17 protein-coding genes are annotated in these 20035 nt (G+C 52.7%); 15 read left to right on the plus strand and 2 right to left on the minus strand.

Annotated elements, in window-relative coordinates; all coding sequences use genetic code 11:
* Nucleotide 1: 1 nt before the first annotated feature.
* The 8 genes from PUT07_RS11515 (at nucleotide 2) to PUT07_RS11550 (ending at nucleotide 8924) form a co-directional block, all read left to right on the plus strand.
* A complete protein-coding gene (locus PUT07_RS11515) occupies nucleotides 2–1288 on the plus strand; it encodes a CCA tRNA nucleotidyltransferase (RefSeq protein ID WP_274468124.1) in 1287 nt (428 codons plus the stop codon).
* Nucleotides 1289–1324: 36 nt separating this feature from the next.
* On the plus strand, nucleotides 1325–2293 hold the full coding sequence (locus PUT07_RS11520) for a biotin--[acetyl-CoA-carboxylase] ligase (protein WP_274468125.1): 969 nt from the start codon (nucleotides 1325–1327) through the stop codon (nucleotides 2291–2293).
* 254 nt (nucleotides 2294–2547) lie between these two features.
* Nucleotides 2548–3405, plus strand: a complete 858-nt coding sequence (gene panB / locus PUT07_RS11525; protein WP_274468126.1) for a 3-methyl-2-oxobutanoate hydroxymethyltransferase — start codon at nucleotides 2548–2550, stop codon at nucleotides 3403–3405.
* Between the two features lie 23 nt (nucleotides 3406–3428).
* The gene (gene panC, locus PUT07_RS11530) at nucleotides 3429–4292 is read left to right on the plus strand and encodes a pantoate--beta-alanine ligase (protein WP_274469298.1); all 864 of its coding nucleotides are present in this window, start codon (nucleotides 3429–3431) and stop codon (nucleotides 4290–4292) included.
* 5 nt (nucleotides 4293–4297) lie between these two features.
* Complete coding sequence (panD, locus tag PUT07_RS11535) at nucleotides 4298–4681, plus strand: aspartate 1-decarboxylase (protein ID WP_274468127.1); 384 nt, start codon at nucleotides 4298–4300, stop codon at nucleotides 4679–4681.
* Nucleotides 4682–4760: 79 nt separating this feature from the next.
* A complete protein-coding gene (locus PUT07_RS11540) occupies nucleotides 4761–5354 on the plus strand; it encodes a tetratricopeptide repeat protein (RefSeq protein WP_274468128.1) in 594 nt (197 codons plus the stop codon).
* A gap of 90 nt (nucleotides 5355–5444) precedes the next feature.
* On the plus strand, nucleotides 5445–8300 hold the full coding sequence (gene dinG, locus PUT07_RS11545; RefSeq protein WP_274468130.1) for an ATP-dependent DNA helicase DinG: 2856 nt from the start codon (nucleotides 5445–5447) through the stop codon (nucleotides 8298–8300).
* Between the two features lie 3 nt (nucleotides 8301–8303).
* On the plus strand, nucleotides 8304–8924 hold the full coding sequence (locus tag PUT07_RS11550) for a redox-sensing transcriptional repressor Rex (RefSeq protein WP_274468131.1): 621 nt from the start codon (nucleotides 8304–8306) through the stop codon (nucleotides 8922–8924).
* Nucleotides 8925–10337: 1413 nt separating this feature from the next.
* Here PUT07_RS11550 and PUT07_RS11555 read toward each other — a convergent pair.
* Nucleotides 10338–11339, minus strand: coding sequence for an inorganic phosphate transporter (locus tag PUT07_RS11555; RefSeq protein ID WP_274468132.1), 1002 nt, complete (start codon nucleotides 11337–11339; stop codon nucleotides 10338–10340).
* Between the two features lie 70 nt (nucleotides 11340–11409).
* Nucleotides 11410–12036: a DUF47 domain-containing protein gene (locus PUT07_RS11560; protein WP_274468133.1), complete on the minus strand. Its 627-nt coding sequence runs from the start codon at nucleotides 12034–12036 to the stop codon at nucleotides 11410–11412.
* A gap of 245 nt (nucleotides 12037–12281) precedes the next feature.
* Here PUT07_RS11560 and PUT07_RS11565 point away from each other — a divergent pair, with 245 nt between their 5' ends.
* The 7 genes from PUT07_RS11565 to asnS all read left to right on the plus strand — a co-directional run bounded on the left by PUT07_RS11565 (nucleotide 12282) and on the right by asnS (nucleotide 20004).
* A complete protein-coding gene (locus tag PUT07_RS11565; RefSeq protein ID WP_274468134.1) occupies nucleotides 12282–13577 on the plus strand; it encodes an amidohydrolase in 1296 nt (431 codons plus the stop codon).
* A 39-nt stretch (nucleotides 13578–13616) separates the two neighbouring features.
* Nucleotides 13617–14111, plus strand: coding sequence for a cell wall elongation regulator TseB-like domain-containing protein (locus PUT07_RS11570; RefSeq protein WP_274468135.1), 495 nt, complete (start codon nucleotides 13617–13619; stop codon nucleotides 14109–14111).
* Nucleotides 14112–14225: 114 nt separating this feature from the next.
* The gene (locus PUT07_RS11575; protein ID WP_274468137.1) at nucleotides 14226–14756 is read left to right on the plus strand and encodes a hypothetical protein; all 531 of its coding nucleotides are present in this window, start codon (nucleotides 14226–14228) and stop codon (nucleotides 14754–14756) included.
* Nucleotides 14749–16260 carry an AAA family ATPase gene (locus PUT07_RS11580; protein ID WP_274468138.1) on the plus strand — a complete coding sequence of 504 codons (1512 nt, stop codon included), beginning with the start codon at nucleotides 14749–14751 and terminating at the stop codon, nucleotides 16258–16260. The genes PUT07_RS11575 and PUT07_RS11580 overlap by 8 nt, the downstream gene beginning before the upstream one ends.
* A gap of 247 nt (nucleotides 16261–16507) precedes the next feature.
* Entirely contained in the window at nucleotides 16508–17380 is an 873-nt protein-coding gene (locus PUT07_RS11585) for a 3-hydroxyacyl-CoA dehydrogenase family protein (protein WP_274468139.1), read from the plus strand.
* Nucleotides 17377–18606: an acetate kinase gene (locus tag PUT07_RS11590; RefSeq protein WP_274468140.1), complete on the plus strand. Its 1230-nt coding sequence runs from the start codon at nucleotides 17377–17379 to the stop codon at nucleotides 18604–18606. Before PUT07_RS11585 ends, PUT07_RS11590 begins: the two co-directional genes overlap by 4 nt.
* Nucleotides 18607–18714: 108 nt before the next feature.
* Nucleotides 18715–20004 carry an asparagine--tRNA ligase gene (gene asnS, locus PUT07_RS11595; protein WP_274468141.1) on the plus strand — a complete coding sequence of 430 codons (1290 nt, stop codon included), beginning with the start codon at nucleotides 18715–18717 and terminating at the stop codon, nucleotides 20002–20004.
* The last annotated feature ends 31 nt before the right edge of the window (nucleotides 20005–20035 follow it).

Below are 20035 nucleotides of genomic sequence, written 5' to 3' on the forward strand. Positions count from 1 at the left end.
CATGTCGCATGCCGGAAACCGATGGCCGGCGGATCAAGGCGCATCCCGCGTGCTCGCCAAGCTGACAGAGGCCGGCTATGAAGCTTATCTTGTCGGCGGCTGTGTAAGGGATGCCGTACTTGGCCGGTCCATCAAAGATATTGATATTGCCACATCCGCGCGTCCCGAGCAGGTGATCGCTTGTTTCCCGCGGACAGCCCCGACGGGGCTTCAGCACGGAACCGTCACCGTCATACTTCCTCAAGGGACGTATGAAGTGACGACGTTCCGTATGGAGGCCGAGTATGAAGGGTTTCGCCGACCGGCTTCCGTCGCCTATATTTCGGATTTGACGGAAGACTTGAAGCGGCGGGACTTTACGATGAACGCGATGGCGATGGACGCCGATGGCCGGGTCATCGATCCCTTCGCCGGGCAAGAGGACCTCGCCGCGGGTGTGCTCCGCTGCGTCGGCAAAGCGGAGGAGCGTTTCGGCGAAGATGCGCTGCGCATGCTTCGCTGCGTTCGCTTCGCCTCGGCTTACGAGCTGGAGGTCGAGGCGAGCACGTGGCAGGCGCTGCTTGCGCAAGCTCCGCTGCTGCGCCACATCGCCATGGAGCGCGTGCGCAGCGAGCTCCAGCGCATGGTAGACGGCCCGGCTCCGGCGCGGGCCGTTCGGCTGCTCTTGGCGAGCCGCTTGGCGGCGCACTTCAAAAAGCAGCTTCCGCTGCCTTTTGAGCGCTGGCTCGCCTGGGACGACGCGCTGGACGGCGTCAGCGCGCTGGAGAACCAGCATGACCGCTGGGCCATGCTGCTGATGCTCCTGGAGGTGCCGGCGGACATCGTCCGCTCGGCGCTCCAGGAGCTGACCTTCTCCTGCGCCGATAGCGACGCGGTGTGGGCCGTGCTGGCCATGCGCGAAGCGCTGGCCGGAGCTGCCGCAGACCCGGCTCAGCTGGAGCGGGTCTGGAAGCTTGGCGCGGTGCAGCGCGGCGAAGCCGCTGCACGCGCGCTGCTGCGGCTGCTGCGCGTGCTGCCGCAGGAGGATGGTCGGCGCGGGGAGCTCGCGCTGTTCCTGCAGCAAGCGGCGCCGGAGCTGCTGCGCCGCGGGGACGGATGGCTGAGCGAGATCGCTTGCTTCAGCCTGAAGGAACTCGCCATATCCGGCAAGGATTTGGCGTCGGAGCTTGGCCTGCAGCCGGGCCCATGGATGGGCGTGCTGCTGCAGCAGCTGTTGGAACGAACCGCGCTCGGGGAAATACCGAACGAGCGAGCAATGCTTTTACAGGCCGCGCGTGCTGCGAAGTAGCAGCGCAGCGCGGTTTTTTACGAGGAGTGAGAGATATTGAATGAACGCATTCTAGAGCTGTTTCAGGAGAAGCCGGCTGCCTACTTGTCCGGGGAGGAAATCAGCCGCAGGCTGGGCGTGAGCCGCACGGCGATATGGAAGCATATTGAGGAGCTGCGGTCTGCCGGCTATGAGTTCGAAGCTGCCCCGCGCAAAGGGTACCGGTTGGTCAGCAAGCCGGACAAGTGGCAGGTTGCCGAGCTGCTGAGCGGGCTGAAGACGAAGGTGCTTGGCCAGAAGGTGCACGTGTACGGCGAGGTCGACTCGACCCAGACGATTGCACACAGGCTCGTGGCCTCAGGTGCCCAGGAAGGCACACTTGTGCTTGCCGAGGCGCAGACGGCCGGCAGAGGCCGAATGGGGCGCGCGTGGCACTCACCGCCGGGCAAAGGCATCTGGATGAGTCTGGTGTTGACGCCGCGGATTCCGGTTCATTTCATGCCGCAGCTCACGCTGCTGTGCGCTGTCGCGCTCTGCAGAGCGATCCGGAGAGTGTGTCCGGTGGAGGTCGGAATCAAATGGCCGAACGATCTGCTGATCCATGGCAAGAAGATTAGCGGTATTCTGCTGGAGAGCAGCGGGGAGGATGAGCGGCTGAAGTATGTCATCGCCGGGATCGGCATTTCGGTGAACCTGAAGGTGAGCGATTATCCGGAAGAACTGCGCACAGTGGCCACCTCACTGGCTATTGAATCCGGAGCGGAATTGAAGCGCGAAACGATCGTACAATCGTTTCTGCAGGAGTTCGAAGAGCTGTACGCTCTTTATCTGGATGAAGGCTTTGCGCCGATCCGGTTGCTCTGGGAAGCGTTCAGCGTAACGCTGCAGCGCCACATCCGCACGCATACGTCGGCAGGCCTTATTGAAGGCTTCGCGGAGTCTCTGGACGATTCCGGTGCGCTAACCGTCGTGAAGGAGAACGGAGAGCGCATGCAAGTGTATTCCGGTGATATCGAATTGAGGTAAAAGTTGAGGTATCATTTGACAGTTGCGTTTGGTATAATAGTATGGCGAGGCGGTATCCTTAGAGGAACTGCACTTGCTCCGCAATACAAGCAATCAGGTTTGGCGAAAGTTGAATAAAGTGAAACAAGATGTTGGATTCTGCTCTGAGCCTTACGGGACCGAGACAGAAGGATCATTGGATTCTTTCTGCACGCGCTCCTTTTAGCTCATAGCTAAAAGGTTTTTTATTTTATATGAGGAAGCTGGGATTACACATGGAAAAAAGGAAGCCGCTCACAACTGCCAGAATGAGAAAAATGAAGCAGGACGGGGTACCCATTACGATGGTAACGGCTTATGATTACCCATCGGCCCGATTGTCGGAAGAAGCCGGCGTAGACGTCATCCTCGTCGGAGATTCGCTGGGCAATGTCGTGCTCGGGTACGATTCGACGCTGCCTGTAACGCTGGACGATATGGTTTATCATACGCGTGCCGCTGTGCGCGGAGCCTCCAATACGTTCATCGTGGCGGATATGCCGTTTCTGACGTATCACGGAAGCTTGGATGCAACGCTGAAGGGGGTTGCCCGCTTGATGCAGGAAGGCGGGGCCAAAGCGGTCAAGCTCGAAGGCGGAGCGGAAATTGCCGCAACCGTGAAAGCTATTACCGAGGCCGGGGTACCGGTTGTCGGGCATCTCGGACTTACACCGCAATCGGTGCATCAGCTTGGCGGGTTCCGCGTGCAAGGACGAAATTCGGAACAGGCGGAGAAGCTGCTGAGCGATGCCAAAGCGATTGAAGCTGCAGGGGCTTTCGCCATCGTGCTGGAGCTCGTGACGGATGAATTGGCGGAATGGATCACGAAGCAGCTGTCGATCCCGACGATCGGAATCGGCTCCGGTGTTCATTGTGACGGGCAAGTTCTGGTGTATCACGATTTGCTGCAGTATGGTTCTGACAGTGCGCCCAGAAAGTTTGTTAAAAGTTATGCCAATATCGGGGAAACTATTCGAGCAGGTATAAGCGAATATGTCAAAGAAGTGAAGGCTCGGGCGTTCCCAGGGCCGGATAATACGTTTCATATGGACAATGATGTCGTTCAATACTTGTATGGCGATAAGGAGCAGTGATGGGGATGAAAGCGATCCAAACCATGGAAGTGGTTCATACGATTGCCGATTTGCGTTCGCGCATTAAAGAATACCGGCGGAAGCAAGGCGGGTCCGTTGGTTTTGTGCCTACGATGGGTTATTTGCACGAGGGTCACGCGAGCTTGCTGCGCAAAGCGAGGGCGCAGAGCGGGCTGGTTGTGCTCAGCATCTTCGTCAACCCGCTGCAGTTCGGCCCCGGCGAAGATTTCGAACGGTATCCGCGGAATGCGGAGCGGGATCTGCAGGTTGCGGAGGCAGCCGGTGCAGATCTTGTGTTCATGCCTTCCGTCAGCGAAATGTACCCGTCACCGACGCGCACGACAGTCAGCGTGACAGGGCTTACCTCACGGTTATGCGGGGCTTCGCGCCCCGGACATTTTGACGGCGTCGCCACAGTCGTGAGCAAGCTGTTTCATATCGTCCAGCCCGATCAGGCGTTCTTCGGCTTGAAGGACGCCCAGCAGGTAGCCGTCATCGAGCAGATGGTGCAGGATTTGAATCTCGACGTAGAGATCGTTCCGTGCCCGACCCTGCGCGAGCAGGACGGACTTGCCATGAGCTCGCGCAATGTGTATTTGTCGGAAGAAGAACGGAAACAGGCGTTGGTCTTGTCTCAGGCTTTGGAGAAAGCGAAGGCGTTCGTGCAATCCCGGACAGCTTTCGCGGCGGAAGAGCTTGAGCGGCTTGTCAGCGATCATATTCGTACGGCGCCGTTAGCTGACATCGATTATGCGCAGGTGCTTACGTACCCGACTTTGGAACCATTTGATTCCAGTACTTCGAACTCATCCATTATTATTGCATTAGCCGTCAAATTCGGGAAAACGCGTCTGATCGATAATGCCATTATTCAACTGAGGAAGTGAGATCCATGTTTCGTACGATGATGAAAGCCAAACTTCACCGGGCCACGGTGACGGAAGCCAATCTGAACTATATCGGAAGTATTACGATCGATGAGGATTTATTGGACCTTGTCGACATGCTGCCGAACGAGAAGGTTCAAATTGTAAATAACAACAACGGGGCGCGTCTTGAAACTTACATTATTCCGGGTCCGCGGGGCACGGGCGTGATCTGTTTGAACGGCGCCGCGGCGCGGTTGGTCCAAACTGGAGATACCGTCATTATTATGTCCTATGCCATGATGACCGACGAAGAAGCCAAGAAGCATCAGCCTACGGTAGCCATCTTGGGAGCTGACAATAAAGTCGTCCAACTGCTTAAAGCGGAAGAGCATTCGACTGTCGTTTAAGATCGTGACTTCCATGCATGAAATCGGCTCTGTTTACAAAGAATGAGGGTAAGCTTTCGAAGCAAAGGTGGGATGCCAAATGTTTAAGCATTTATTTTCCACAATGAACGAGGTTTTGGAAGAAATCCAAAAGGAATATCCGAATAGTGATGTGGAGAAAAAAGCGGAGCTTGACGAGCAATTGCAGGTGTTGAAAGCGATGAGCGACGAGTTCATCGAAGCATGGCTGCTTTTTGAGGAGAAACTGGGAAAGTTCTATGGGGCCGTACCGATCAGCACCCAAACCCTTCATAAGGAGCTGATGGATCTCGACCTGTCAGGCAAACAGACGGATGAATTTGTTCGGGGGCAAGGCTACTATAAGCTGTACATGTACGATCAAGCGATCAAGGAATTCGAAACGCTGATTCGCAGGCAGCCTGATTTCTTGCTGGCCAGAGTGTATTTGGCGATGGGGCATTTGCGCAAAGGGGAGTTTGGAGAGGCTTATCAGCATTTCAAATTTCTGCTCCCTTTAACCGACAATTCGAAGATGAAAGCTATTTCCTACAATGCGATGGGCTGCATTCAAGTGCAGAATCAGAACATCGAGAAAGCTTTCGAATATTTCCAGAAAGCGTACCATACCGACCCTTCTTGTATGGAGCCGCTCATCAATTTGGATGAATCTTAATCCCATAGCGGCGAACTAGGTATTCCCTTTTCCTATGCAGATTTGGTATGCTAGGAGAAGTGCAGGACGAAGGGATTGAAGATACACGTCATGAAATTTGCAGTATTGGATTTTGAAACGACAGGAAGTCAGCCTGCGGATGAGATCATCCAGGTTGGACTGGTCATTATAGATCAATTTCAAATTATCGACAGGTATACTTCCCTGGTTAATCCGGGGATCGGTATACCTTCTTCCATTACAACACTTACCGGCATTACGGACGAGATGGTGGCGGATGCCCCTACGCTCGACAAAGTCATGTCGGATATGTTTCCTCTGCTGTTCGATTGCGTCCTCGTTGCGCATCATGCGGCTTTCGACCTTTCATTTTTGCAAAAGGGGCTGACCAAAACCGGCTACCCGCCTTTCACGGGCAGGGTGCTTGATACGATCGACATGCTGCGCATGCTGTTTCCGTCGATTGCCAGCCTGCAGCTGAGCATGGTTGCCGGTCTCTTCGGAATCGATCACGAAAGGCCCCATCAAGCGGACAGCGATGCGGAAGTGACGGCCGACATATGGATCATCTGCTTGGAAAGATTGCTAAGCTTGCCGCTGCTGACCGTTCAGCGCTTGCAGCATATTTTTGAGAACAGCGCCAGCGACTTGGGCTGGTTTCTGGAGGAAATCTGTTTATATAAAGAATCGATCACAAGCGTAGATACGGATACTCACCGCTATTTCCGCCAGTTTACATTGAATGTTGGGGATTGGGGAGAAGAAGAGGAGATCCGCGGTGCTGCGCATGAGGATGGTCTGGGTGCGTCGTTTGACGAATTCCATCAAGGATTGAAAACAGCGCTGCAGACGAAATTCGAAATCTTCGAAGAACGCGAATCTCAGGAGCAAATGATTCACGAAGTCGAGAGATCGCTCGAGCACGGCCGGCATTTAATGATTGAGGCGGGAACGGGTACGGGCAAGTCGCTCGGCTACTTGATCCCCTCCTTATACTACGGCATTAAATATGAGAAGAAAGTGGTCGTATCCACGCATACGATCAACTTGCAGGAGCAGCTAAGGGACCGCGATATTCCGCTGTTGAAGGAAATTTTCCCGGTACCGTTCAAAGCGGCCGTCCTGAAAGGCAGAAGCCATTATTTGTGCCTGCGCAAATTCGAAACGAAGCTGACGACGCGCGATTATGAGAATGGCAAAGATGATCCGATTACTGCGGCGCAAATGGTCGTTTGGCTGAGCGAAACGGAGCATGGGGACGAGGAGGAGCTGCACTTTGGCAATAAGGGCGCTCAATTCTGGTATTCCGTTGCCAGCGATACGGACTCCTGTTTGAACCGGATGTGTCCCTGGTACAAAAAATGCTTCTATCACCGCGCCCGCAACGATGCCAATACGGCCGATGTCATTATAACGAACCATTCCCTCCTGTTTACGGATATGAAAGCGGAGAACCGCCTTCTGCCGGCTTACAAGCATCTCGTCATCGATGAGGCACATCACTTTGAAGAGGTGGCCAGCAAGCATCTGGGGATTGAGCTGCATTCCTCGGCGTTGTACCATTCGCTCACTTGGCTCTACAAAGATAATCGCAGCGGCCAACTGCCGATGCTCCGGTTTCGTCTGCAGAAGGCGGATGAGCAGCAGGAACGCGCTCTGTTATGGAGTCAGACGATCGATAGCCTTTTCCCCAAAATCGTGAAAATGAAAGAGGACTGGGAGCTCCTGAGCGAACGGCTGTATGAGCTGCTCTCTTCGCGCAGCGATCCTTCGCAAACCGACAATTCATCGTATGTGCTGCGGATGAAGCCGGAGACGGTTCCTGATTATTGGGATGACCTGCTGTCACTCGAAGATAATATATATCTGAACGCCAACGATCTCCTTCGCACGCTGGATAAGTTGCTTAACGACGTGAAGGAGCACCAGGAAGTGTTTGGCGTGCAGGGGCTTGTTACCGATCTTAATGGGACCGTGAAGGAGCTGTACGAACAACGGGATGCCCTCCATTTCTTCATGAAAATGGCCGATGACGGCTATGTGTACTGGATGGAAGCGGGCACGTACGCTAAGGCGAAGTCCTTGCAGCTCATCTCCGTACCGACCGATGTCAGCCATCTTCTGCAGCAGCATTTCTTCGAGACCAAAGAAAGCATCATTATGACGTCCGCGACCCTGTCGGTGAACAAATCGTTCCAATACTCCGCGGATCAATTAGGACTCGCGATTCCGGAGGACGAAGAGAGCGGCAAGCTCAAAACGGTGCAGCTGCCTTCGCCGTTTAACTATCGCGAGCAGGCTTTGGTCGTGATTCCGCGCGATTTTCCGACGATCAAAGGGGCCGGCGATCCTGTGTTCATCGCTTCACTGATCGAGTCGCTGAGCGAAGTGGCGATCGTGACGAAGGGGAGGATGCTGATCCTATTCACATCCAACCGGATGCTGAAGCAGATCTATGCAGGGATGAAGGACTATTTGAAGGCATATGGCATTACCGTGCTCGGTCAAGGGGTGGATAGCGGCAATCGAAGCAAGCTGACCCGGATGTTCCAAGACAACAAAATGTGCGTCCTGCTGGGCACCAGCTCGTTCTGGGAGGGCGTTGACATTCCTGGGGATGCTCTAAGCTGCTTAGCCATTATTCGCTTGCCGTTTCAGCCTCCGAACCATCCGCTCGTGGAAGCCAAATGCGAAAATATTAAAAAGCGCAATGAGAATCCGTTCATGAAGTTTTCTGTGCCGCAAGCGGTTATTCGGTTCAAGCAGGGCTTTGGCCGGCTGGTCAGACGCGCATCCGATAAAGGCATTGTCATCATCTACGATACGCGTGTTATTGAAACGTATTATGGCAAGCACTTCCTCTACTCGCTGCCAGGCCCCAAAATCGAGCACATGAGAACGGAGCAAATGTTACCAAGGATTGAGCAGTGGATGGGGGAGGCGTAGAGGATGAAATCACAGAAAATATCCGAAGCGGTTGTACGGCGTTTGCCCATTTATTTGCGGTTTCTCAACGAACTGGCGATGAAAAATGTCGCTACGGTCTCTTCGCAGGATTTGGGTCAGAAGCTTGACTTGAATCCTGCGCAAATTCGAAAGGATCTGGCCTATTTCGGGGAATTCGGCAAAAAGGGTATCGGCTACGATATCGCATATTTGATCGAGAAAATCAGGCAAATTCTGAAGCTTGACCGGCATATTCAAGTTGCGCTCGTCGGAGCGGGCAATCTGGGCCGGGCTTTGTGCAATTATAATACTTATTTGCGGAATGATATGAAAATTGTTGCCGTGTTTGACGCGATGCCCAGCAAGGTTGGGGAGACGATCAATAATTTGACCGTACAGCCGATGCAGGAGATGAAGGCGCTGCTGTCTCAGCTGGGCGTGCGGATCGGCATTATTACAGTACCGGCGGCGGAGGCGCAAAATGTGGCGAACCAGTTCGTGGAGTGCGGCATTGAGGCGATTCTGAACTTTGCACCGGTCATTATCAAGGTGCCGCCGGAGGTGCGCGTGCATTACGCGGATTTTACGACGGAGCTGCAAAGTTTGGCTTATTATTTGGATTAAGATTAAGGTGTTGAGCGTGGGGGCTCGGCACCTTTTTTATTAATGGATGTAGGTTAACCCCATCCATCCGGAGTGCGAACGGACTCCGCGGCCGTTATTCGGGGCGAAACAGCCGTTTCGTGCTAACGGACACCGGTGACGCTATTTAACCGGTTTTAGAGAGTCGGCTGCTTTCCGCAGGCCCCACACGTTCCCCGACCAACGAGCCATCAAATGTAACACTTCTGCACGTTCCTGCACGCAACCGACAATACCCGCCAAACAAATTTATGCTCCGCAGAGACCGAGCCAGCTGCCAGCTCTACTGGCGGCCCGGGCTGTCTTGAGCCTGTTGCGAGGAAGTCGACCTGCGACTCGAATTCTAACGGACACAGGAGCCGTTATTCGGTTCAAAACAGCCGTCTCGGGATTCTAACGGACACCAGTGACGCTATTTAACCGGTTTCGCCTGATTATGTCCTGAAAGCGGCAAATAAGAGCATCTGTGTCCGTTAGAGATGCAGCGGACCGGAAATCCCTATAATAGCGGCTGTGGTGTCCGTTAGAATGGGAGAGTCGGCTGCTTTCAGCGCTCCACACGTTCCCCGACTAACGAGCCACTCAAATGTAACAATTCCGCACGTTCCCACGCGCACCCGCACGCAACCGACAATATCCGCCAAACAAATTAATGCTCCGCAGAGTCGAGCCAGCTGCCAGCTTCACTGGCGGCCCGGGCCCCTTGAGCCTGTTGCGAGCTAGTCGATCTTGCGACTCGAATTCTAACGGACACAGCGGCCGTTATTCGGTTCAAAACAGCCGTCTCAGGATTCTAACGGACACCGGTGACGCTATTTAACCGGTTTCCGCCTGATTATGCGCTGAAAGCGGCAAATAAGAGCATCTGTGTCCGAGCATCTGTGTCCGTTAGAGATGCAGCGGGCCGGAAATCCCTATAATAGCGGCTGTGGTGTCCGTTAGAATGGGAGAGTCGGCTGCTTTCAGCGCTCCACACGTTCCCCGACTAACGAGCCACTCAAATGTAACAATTCCGCACGTTCCCACGCGCACCCGCACGCAACCGACAATACCCGCCAAACAAATTAATGCTCCGCAGAGTCGAGCCAGCTGCCAGCTTCACTGGCGGCCCGGGCCCCTTGAGCCTGTTGCGAGCTAGTCGATCTTGCGACTCGAATTCTAACGGACACAGCGGCCGTTATTCGGTTCAAAACAGCCGTCTCAGGATTCTAACGGACACCGGTGACGCTATTTAACCGGTTTCCGCCTGATTATGCCTTGAAATCGGCAAATAAGAGCATCTGTGTCCGTTAGAGATGCAGTAGACCGGAAATCCCAACAATAACGTCCCTGGTGTCCGTTAGAAAACAAAAAAAATGCCCCGAACCATGTACATGGCAACAGGGCATCCCATTTTTAAAAAATAAGTCTGAACAACAAGAAGTAAAGCGAATAAGCAAGCACGATGGAGATCGGAATCGTGATTAACCAAGTGATCAGCATCCGGCTGACCGTTCCCCACTGCACTTCATGGAACCGCATGACACTTCCTGTCCCGATGATGGCGGAGGAAATAACATGCGTAGTGGATAGAGGCTTACCGATATGGGTCGAGAATTGGATGACGAGCGATGACGTCAGGTCGGAGGCAAATCCGTTAATCGGTTCGATTTTGACGATTTTGCCGGAGACGGTCTTGATGATTTTCCAACCGCCGATTGACGTTCCAAGCCCCATTGCAAGTGCCGCTGAAATTTTCACCCAGAGCGGTACGTTCAGATCGGTTTGCATATCGGCCGCGACTAGACCGAAAACGATGATACCCATCGCTTTCTGCGCATCGTTACCACCGTGCGAGTAGGAAAGCAAAGCGGCAGATATGATTTGTAAAGTTCTGAACATACGATTAAGCTTCGATCTGGACGTATTCCCCGACAAAATGATGATTTGTTTAATGAGAAACATGATCACGTAACCGAGGGCAAAGGCGATAATTGGTGACAAAATCAAGATGATGATGATTTGTGTGAATCCGTTCCAGTTCACCGCGCCAAAGCCTGCACCGGCGATTACTGCGCCTGCCAATGAGCCAAGCAGCGTATGGGACGATGAAGACGGGATGGCAAGATACCAGGTAAGCAAGTTCCAGATAATAGCCGCCAGCAGCGCGGCAATAACGACTTGTACACCGTTCTCGATCTGCGCAGGGTTCGCGATGCTTCCGCCGACGGTTTTGGCAACTTTGGAAGAAACCATGGCGCCAACGAAATTCAAGATTGCGGCCATGGCGATGGCCACTTTCGGGCTTAAGGCCCGTGTGGAGATCGATGTCGCGATGGCGTTGGCAGTATCGTGGAAGCCGTTGATGAAATCAAACAACAGGGCAAGTGCAACGATTATGATTAAATAAGTTAACATGTTTTCCTCCTAAGCGTTTTCCATCATGGAAAACGATCTTCGTTCACAAGGGACGCCGTACGTAAATGTCCTATGAATAACGAAGTACGACGCTGTCTAGGATGTTGGCTACGTCTTCGCAAGCGTCCGTCGTTTCTTCCAAGCGTTCATAGATTTCTTTTAATTTGAAATCCTCATAAGGATCGTTGCGTTTGCTGAAAATTTGGCGAATGCCTTCGCGCATCAAGCGGTCTCCTTGGTTTTCGAGGGAGTTGATGGCTACGGTATGCTCGGGGATTTGCATATATTTCTTCTTGGCAAGAAGCTTGAATGCATCCAGCATGTGTTGGCAGGATTCGACGATACAGGCGGAGAAATCTCTCATGTAGGCATCGGTATGCGTAACGTTCAAATAATCGAAGCGCGCGATGGTGGCTTCAATGCCGTCTGTCACATCGTCAACTTTGGAGGCTAGAACCATAATGTCTTCGCGGTCAATCGGAGTGATGAAAACTTTGTTCAACCCTTTGAAAATTTCGTGTGTAATAGAGTCCCCTTGATGCTCAAGATCGTGAATCGATTGCACGTAATCGACAGGCGATTTGTCCCCCATCATGGCTGTGCGGAACAGTTGCGCAGTTTGCAGCGCGTTCTCTGCGGCGCGGATCAGCAGTTGCAGAAAATCGACTTCGTTCTTTTTGGTGAATAACGTTGTCATAAAGACCCTCCTAATTTTTCCTATATGTACAAGTTTTTGATCGAATTTATGAGATAATCAGACCAAATTGTAGAAAAAACTCACAAAGTTAAAAATATCATAACAATTGTGCTCAACGCAACGAAAATTCCGTGACAATTTACAATACCTTCATATGAAGGGCTTCCTTGATTTTACAAGCCCGAAGAGGTAAAGTTTATAAAGCGGTTGTTTACTTAGAATGAGCATAGAGAGGGTTTTTTAGTATGAAAAAAACATTAATAGCGAATGGTTATTTTATTACTTTGGAAGAAGGAAAATCATCGATTCAAGGCTATATGGCGATTGAAGGAGATCTTATTACATATATTGGCGAAGAATTGCCTGCGCCGAAGGAAAGCTATGACGAAGTGATCGACGGCACGAACAAATTGTATATGCCGGGTCTTGTGAATACGCACGGTCATGCCGCAATGTCGCTGCTCAGAGGCTATGGGGATGACTTGGCACTGCAAATTTGGCTGGAAGAGAAAATGTGGCCGATGGAAGCCAAGTTTACCGCGCAGGATGTAAAGTGGGGAACGAAGCTGTCCATCCTGGAGATGATGAAAGGCGGAACGACCACGTTCGTCGATATGTACGACCATATGCATGAGGTGGCGCTCGCTGTGGAAGAGTCAGGCATGCGCGGTGTTCTCGCCCGCGGCGTGATCGGTCTATGTCCGCCGGATGTGCAAACCGCGAAGCTGCAGGAAGCGACCGAATTTGCCAAACGCTGGCACGGCGGAGCTAACGGACGCATTACGACGATGATGTCCCCGCATGCGCCGTACACTTGTCCGCCGGACTATATCGAACGAATCGTACAAGTAGCCCACGATCTGAATTTGCCGGTACATACGCATATGTCCGAGACGGCCCGTGAAGTGCAGGGCAATGTCGATCAATACGGGCTTCGTCCGGTTGCCCATCTGGAGAAGATCGGCGTGTTCAGCAGACCGACGCTTGTTGCGCACGGCGTTCATCTAACGGATGAAGAAATTAGCGTACTGAAGCAGTACGATGTTAGAATCTCTCATAATCCGGGCAGCAATCTGAAGCTAGCCAGCGGCGTAGCCCGTGTGCCTGAACTCTTGAGAGCAGGCGTCAAGGTGTCGTTAGGAACGGATGGAGCGGCATCCAACAACAATCTGGACATGTTCGAAGAGATGCGGCTTGCGGCATTGATTCACAAAGGCGTTTCCGGCGATCCGCTTGCCGTCCCTGCCAGAGAAGCGCTTCTCATGGGAACGAGAATGGGGGCGGAGTCCGTCTGGTTGGATCAAGTCGGCCTGCTGAAGCCGGGAATGAAAGCCGATTTCATCGCGCTGGACATCGACCAGCCGCATTTCCTGCCGAAGACGGATTTCATCTCGCATGTCGTCTACTCGGCTTGTGCCAAAGATGTTGTCGACGTATGCGTAGACGGCAGTTGGATTGTCCGTAAAGGGGAATGCTTGACGATGGACGAAGAGCAGATCAAGCGCGAGTTTACGCAATCCTTCAACCGGCTCATCGGGTAACAGGTGCCGTATGTTCGACGGGGGAGGTGAGCGGCGCTTATGAATGCGAAGCGAACAAGAATCATAACGTTAAGTATATTTATCGTATTGACGCTCTGCGTAGTGCTCAGCCGCTTCTATTTGAATGTTCAGAGTGAACATTGGAAGAGCAAGAGTGCCGCGGTGGAGACGGCTTATGAGAAAAGCTTGTTGACGAAAGCGACGAAGGTCGATTTCTTCTACGGCGATGAACCGTTCCAGATCGTCTATGGAGAAGACAAACTGGGCCAAGGAGTTATCGTATGGGTTTCGGACAAAGAAGTGCATACGGAGATGACGACGGAAGGCTTCACGGAGGCTCAAGCCCGGGAGGCGGTGCTGAAGAAAGATCCGGCATTCGAGATCGAGCGCGCCATGCCGGGGAAGCTAGGCCAAGAATACGTCTGGGAAGTGTTTTATAAGAAGGAAGACGACAGCGGCACCCGCTATTTTTACGATTACTACAAATTTAAAGACGGAACCTATCTCGATACGTACAGACTCAGCCTGCAATAGGCTGAGTTTTGTTGTTTCCACTCATTTCATAAGGTCGTTGTATATATCTAATGATATACTATTCGTATGGACTTGGATGCAACAAAATATTTCGAGAAAGGGGGACGTTGACTGATGAAGCTGCGTCTCTTACCTGTCGTATTGAGCGTTATTATTTCCGCCGGCGTTTTATTTGGAGGCTGGTTTGCTTATACAAGTTTTGCAATGGAAAATCCATTATCCGATATCATCAGCAAAGTTCCTGGGGTAACTAGCTCGACAATGAAACTGGACAAAGACCAAGTTGATATAGAAATCACGTTGAAGGCAGATGCGAACTTAAGAACGGTTGTTGAACGGATTCATGAAGAAGGAGCATCGATTATCGGCAAACGGACGGTCAATATTCATGTGAAGGACAATCCCTCCGAAGGGTTGAACCAGTGGTGGTCCAAGGCGTTGTTCGAAGTTGCGCAAGCGATGGAGACGAAGCATTACGCCGATATTCCCGCAACACTGCAGAAATATGCGGCGGATATGCCGAACTTGAAAGTTGAGAGCGAGATGGACCAGACTTACGTATATATTCGACTGACGGACGGTGACGCCACGAAATTCATCATGCTTCCTAGAACATCGCAGATAGGAGTGTGGCCGAATGAGTAAAATATATAAAGAAATCGGGATCGGTGCGATCCCGGTATTGCTTATCTTTCTAGCGTTCCTGGGTGTGAATATCATTCCGATTCTCTTCGTCGGTGTCCTTGGCGTATCGCTGTTCTATATGATCAAAGGGCGCGGCGGTATTGGCATCTCCGGCGGCGGAGGCGGCGGTGAACGGAAGAGCAAGAATCGTACTCCCGCGTTTCTGACGTTTGACCAGATCGGGGGACAAGACCGCGCGAAGAAAGAATTGACGGAAGCTCTGGATTTTCTGATCAAGCACGAAGAAATTAAGAAGCTGGGGATTCGTCCGTTGAAAGGGATTCTGTTGACCGGTCCTCCGGGAACAGGGAAAACGTTGATGGCCAAAGCAGCCGCACATTATACGAATTCCGTATATTTGGCGGCATCCGGCAGTGAGTTCGTCGAGATGTACGTCGGTGTCGGCGCGAGCCGCGTCCGCGATCTGTTCAAGGAAGCGAGAACTCGCGCCTTGAAAGAGGGTAAAGACAATGCGATTATTTTCATCGACGAGATTGACGTGATTGGCGGTAAGCGTGACGGCGGCCAACAGCGTGAGTACGATCAAACGCTGAATCAGCTGCTGACGGAGATGGACGGCATTCATACGAATGATGCGCCGCGCATTCTCATTATGGCAGCGACGAACCGCAAAGAAATGCTGGATAGCGCATTGCTGCGTCCGGGACGTTTCGACCGCCATATTGAGGTGGATTTGCCGGATAAGAAGGGCCGGTTATCGATTCTGGATATTCATGTGAAAAATAAACCGTTGTCTAAGGCAGTGTCTCTGGATGCTGTCGCAGAACAAACGTTCGGTTTCTCCGGCGCGCAGCTGGAAGGTGTGTTGAACGAAGCGGCGATTTATGCGATGCGTGAGGATAAGCCGGAGATTGAGCAGCATCACCTGGCATCCGCGATCGATAAAATTATGATGGGCGAACGTACCGATAAAGAAACGGCCCAGGATGAAAAGGAACGCGTTGCGTATCATGAGCTGGGCCATGCGATCGTCGCTGAACTGGTGCGCCCCGGCTCCGTTTCGCAGGTTACAGTGAGCCCGCGCGGCAAAGCGCTGGGCTATGTGCGGCACAACCCGCCGAAAGATCATTACCTTTACACGAAGGATTACATCGAGCAGCAGATCATGATCGCCTTGGGCGGAGCGGCGGCTGAAGAAATGTTTTATGGCGGCCGCAGCACAGGGTCGCGCAACGACTTTGAACAAGCGTTGTCGATGGTTCGCAATATGATGGATTCCGGTCTCACTTCACTGGGGATCATTGACCGTGAGATGGTGACCAAGGATCAGCTGATGAAAGAGAACAACGCCATTCTGGAGGCGCTGATGATCCGCACGAAAGCACTGCTTGAACAGCAGCGTAACGTGTTCGATCATTCCTTCGCCATTCTGATGAAGGAAGAAGTCATTTCCGGTGATACGTTCCGGGCCTTGTTCGACGCATCGGTTTCGCAAACCGCATAGGAAGAAGCAAGCAGAAGCAGGCGAGAGCCTGCTTCTTTTTTTCATTCTCAGTACACCTATAAATAAGCTTCTAATTGAGAATAATTATCGTCCAAATTGTGTCGGAATTCATGAGGATTGGGTAATGTTTTGTGACGGTTAATGAAATTTGACAGTAAAAATTGTATGATAGTTTTGAGTTCCAAGATTGTAATGTCCTAAGGATGAGAATGATAAAGAATGAGTTGTAGCAAAGGGGAAATGGGGCATGGTTTTCAAAACGATTGGTGTCGTCGGCGGCGGCACGATGGGACAAGGAATATCAGAAATGTTGGCGGCCCGCGGCCTGGAAGTGCTCCTCGCAGAGAAAACAACCGAGAAGCTGGACCGGGCGATTGAGCAGATTACCGTCAGCCTGGATAAACAAATCGAGCGTTGGGCCTTAACGGAAGCGGAGAAGAAGCTCATTTTGGCGAAAATTAAAAAAGCAGGCTCTCTTGCCGACATGGCTTCATGCGATATGGTGATAGAAACCGTCACGGAAGACTTGAATACCAAGAAGCACGTCTTCTTTCAATTAAATCAGCTGTGCAACGAGAATATTATACTGGCCACGAACACGTCAACACTCAGTGTAACGGAGATTGCTGCCGTTACCACGAATCCTCAGCGTGTGATCGGGCTTCATTTTCTGCATCCGGTTGCGAAGGTCAATCTCGTGGAAATCATCCGCGCTATGAAAACGTCGGACGAAACGTTTGAGCGAACCAAATATTTCGTAGATGAGCTTATCCAAAAGAAAGGGATTAAAGTCAATGAATCGCCTGGTTTCATTACAACGAGGCTGATTTGCACATTGATCAATGAGGCGCTGCATACGTTATCCGAAGGAGTCGCTTCGGCCGAAGATATCGATAATTCGATGCGGATTGGCTACGATTTCAAATACGGTCCGCTCGAGATGTGCGACCGCTTCGGGTTGGATGCGGTTCATGACGCGCTGGAAGGGATGTTCCGCGATTATGGGGACATTAAGTACCGTCCGTCGTTTCTGTTGAAAAAAATGGTGAGAGCCGGTCATCTGGGCGTCAAAACGGGCGAAGGCTTCTTCCGCTACGATAAGGACGGTGACCGGCTGTGAATGTACTTGTCATCAATGCAGGAAGCTCCTCACTTAAATATCAGCTCTTCCACATGGAGGACGAGTCGGTGCTGGCCAAAGGCCGGGTTGAACGAATCGGCATGGAAACCGCAATTCTAACGCATGAGCCGAAGGGGAAGGCCGAGGTTCACGAGGTCAGTGAAATTCTGGAGCATACGACAGCGATCCGCAAAGTGCTGGCGCTGCTCGTTCATCCCGAACACGGCGTGCTGTCCTCGACGGCCGAGATCCACGCCGTCGGCCACCGCGTCGTCCACGGCGGCGAAAGCTTCAAGAGCTCCGTCCTCGTGACGCACGAGGTGAAGCAGGAGATCAAGCGGCTCTTCGACTTGGCGCCGCTGCACAACCCGGCGCATATGCTGGGCATTACGGCGGTGGAGGCGAACATGCCGGATACACCGCAGGCCGTCGTGTTCGACACGGCCTTCCATCAGTCTATGCCGGCGCAAGCCTACCTGTACCCGGTACCGATGGTCCTGTACCGGAAGCACAAGGTGCGCCGCTACGGTTTCCACGGCACGTCGCACAACTACGTGAGCGAGCGCGCCGCGGCGTTCCTGGGCCGCCCGCTGAAGGAGCTGAAGCTCATTACCTGCCATATCGGGAACGGTGCTTCCTGCGCCGCCATTGCTCACGGCCAATCAATCGATACGAGCATGGGGATGACTCCGCTCGAAGGATTGATGATGGGCACGCGCAGCGGCGATCTGGATCCCGCCATCGTGCCTTATGCGATGGGCAAGGAGGATTTGACGCTCGGCGAGGTCTCCTCCATGCTGAACAAGCACAGCGGCTTGCAAGCGATCTCAGGCATCTCCAGCGATATGCGCGAGATTACGGAAGCGATGGCCGCCGGTGATAAGAATGCCAAGCTGGCCTTCGACATGTACGAGTACCGATTGCGCAAGTACATCGGTGCGTACGCGGCTGCTATGAACGGCGTGGATGCCATTGTGTTTACGGCCGGAGTCGGGGAAAATGCCGAAGTGCTGCGCAAGGCGGTCTGCGAACAGCTGACTTACCTTGGCGTCGAATTCGATGAGGAGGCCAACCGCACGGGCAGAGGGCTGGAACGCCGCATTACGACGGCAAGCTCCAAGGTGCAGGTGCTGGTCATACCGACGAACGAAGAGTGGATGATCGCCCGGGATACGTATGAATTGGTGCTGGCCGGTTCACCCGCAGCGCCATCCTCCGCCAACTGAATCTTGGCGGAAAATAGTGTACAATAGAAGAGCCGAGGGAATGGCGGACAGCGCCTTTCTCCCGGTTACAAGGTTCTCACGTAAAAGCTAAGGAGGCTCTATAGCAGGATGAAATGTACGATAGGTCAAGTCAAACACCACGTCGGCGAGTCTGTTACAATCGGCTGTTGGTTAAACAAGAAACGGTCAAGCGGTAAAATTCAATTTTTACAACTTAGAGACGGTTCAGGATATATACAAGGTGTTGTCGTGAAAAGCGAAGTGGGCGAAGAAGTCTGGGAAGCGGCTTCCAAGCTGACCCAAGAAAGCTCGTTATACATAACCGGCAAAGTGAAAGAAGACACTCGCAGCAAGGGCGGTTACGAGCTGGATGTAACCGGCGTGGAGATCATTCAAGTAACGGAAGAATATCCGATCACCCCGAAGGAGCACGGCGTTGACTTCCTGATGGATAACCGCCATCTCTGGATCCGCAGTCCCCGCCAACGCGCGGTGCTCGTCATTCGCGCGCAAATCATTCAAGCCGTGCAGCAGTTCTTCAACGAACGAGGCTTCCACTTGGTGGATCCGCCGATTCTGACACCGTCTTCCTGCGAAGGAACGACGAATCTGTTTCACACCAAATATTTTGACGAAGATGCATTCCTGACGCAGAGCGGTCAGCTCTATATGGAAGCGGCCGCGATGGCACTCGGCAGAGTGTACTCCTTCGGCCCGACGTTCCGTGCGGAGAAATCGAAAACGAGACGCCATCTCATTGAGTTCTGGATGATCGAGCCGGAGATGGCCTTCGTCGACCATGCCGAGAACTTGGAAGTGCAGGAGCAATTCGTCTCGCACATCGTGCAGTCCGTTCTTGCCAACTGCCAGGCTGAGTTGGAGACGCTGGAACGCGATACGTCCAAGCTGGAGAAAATTAAAGGCAGCTTCCCGCGCATTACTTACGATCAAGCCGTGGACTTCTTGCAAAAGAACGGCCATGAATTCCAATGGGGCGAAGATTTCGGCGCACCGCACGAAACGGCGATTGCTGCCGAATACGAAACACCGGTCTTCATTACGCACTGGCCGACGGAGATCAAAGCCTTTTACATGAAACCGGACCCTGCCCGTCCTGAGGTCGTACTGTGTGCGGATATGATCGCGCCTGAGGGCTATGGGGAAATCATTGGAGGCAGCCAGCGGATTGACGATCCGGAGCTGATGGAGCAGCGTTTCCAAGAGCATGAACTGCCGAAAGAAGCTTACCAATGGTACCTGGATTTGCGCAAATACGGCACGGTGCCGCATTCCGGGTTCGGGCTTGGACTTGAACGTACGGTAGCCTGGATCTGCGGATTGGATCATGTCCGTGAAACGATTCCGTTCCCTCGTCTGCTATACCGTCTATATCCGTAATGGTTGAATCGACCGAAAGTAGAAAGGGGAC

It is taken from the genome of Paenibacillus sp. MAHUQ-63 (assembly GCF_028765165.1).
Lineage (GTDB): Bacteria > Bacillota > Bacilli > Paenibacillales > NBRC-103111 > Paenibacillus_E.

What these genes read in the sequence shown, in the direction of transcription:
- PUT07_RS11515 (WP_274468124.1), top strand. Translation starts at nt 2, where the DNA reads ATGTCGCATGCCGGAAACCGATGGCCGGCGGATCAAGGCGCATCCCGC.
- panB (WP_274468126.1), top strand. Translation starts at nt 2,548, where the DNA reads ATGGAAAAAAGGAAGCCGCTCACAACTGCCAGAATGAGAAAAATGAAG.
- panC (WP_274469298.1), top strand. Translation starts at nt 3,429, where the DNA reads ATGGAAGTGGTTCATACGATTGCCGATTTGCGTTCGCGCATTAAAGAA.
- panD (WP_274468127.1), top strand. Translation starts at nt 4,298, where the DNA reads ATGTTTCGTACGATGATGAAAGCCAAACTTCACCGGGCCACGGTGACG.
- PUT07_RS11540 (WP_274468128.1), top strand. Translation starts at nt 4,761, where the DNA reads ATGTTTAAGCATTTATTTTCCACAATGAACGAGGTTTTGGAAGAAATC.
- dinG (WP_274468130.1), top strand. Translation starts at nt 5,445, where the DNA reads ATGAAATTTGCAGTATTGGATTTTGAAACGACAGGAAGTCAGCCTGCG.
- PUT07_RS11550 (WP_274468131.1), top strand. Translation starts at nt 8,304, where the DNA reads ATGAAATCACAGAAAATATCCGAAGCGGTTGTACGGCGTTTGCCCATT.
- PUT07_RS11555 (WP_274468132.1), bottom strand. Translation starts at nt 11,339, where the DNA reads ATGTTAACTTATTTAATCATAATCGTTGCACTTGCCCTGTTGTTTGAT.
- PUT07_RS11560 (WP_274468133.1), bottom strand. Translation starts at nt 12,036, where the DNA reads ATGACAACGTTATTCACCAAAAAGAACGAAGTCGATTTTCTGCAACTG.
- PUT07_RS11565 (WP_274468134.1), top strand. Translation starts at nt 12,282, where the DNA reads ATGAAAAAAACATTAATAGCGAATGGTTATTTTATTACTTTGGAAGAA.
- PUT07_RS11570 (WP_274468135.1), top strand. Translation starts at nt 13,617, where the DNA reads ATGAATGCGAAGCGAACAAGAATCATAACGTTAAGTATATTTATCGTA.
- PUT07_RS11575 (WP_274468137.1), top strand. Translation starts at nt 14,226, where the DNA reads ATGAAGCTGCGTCTCTTACCTGTCGTATTGAGCGTTATTATTTCCGCC.
- PUT07_RS11580 (WP_274468138.1), top strand. Translation starts at nt 14,749, where the DNA reads ATGAGTAAAATATATAAAGAAATCGGGATCGGTGCGATCCCGGTATTG.
- PUT07_RS11585 (WP_274468139.1), top strand. Translation starts at nt 16,508, where the DNA reads ATGGTTTTCAAAACGATTGGTGTCGTCGGCGGCGGCACGATGGGACAA.
- asnS (WP_274468141.1), top strand. Translation starts at nt 18,715, where the DNA reads ATGAAATGTACGATAGGTCAAGTCAAACACCACGTCGGCGAGTCTGTT.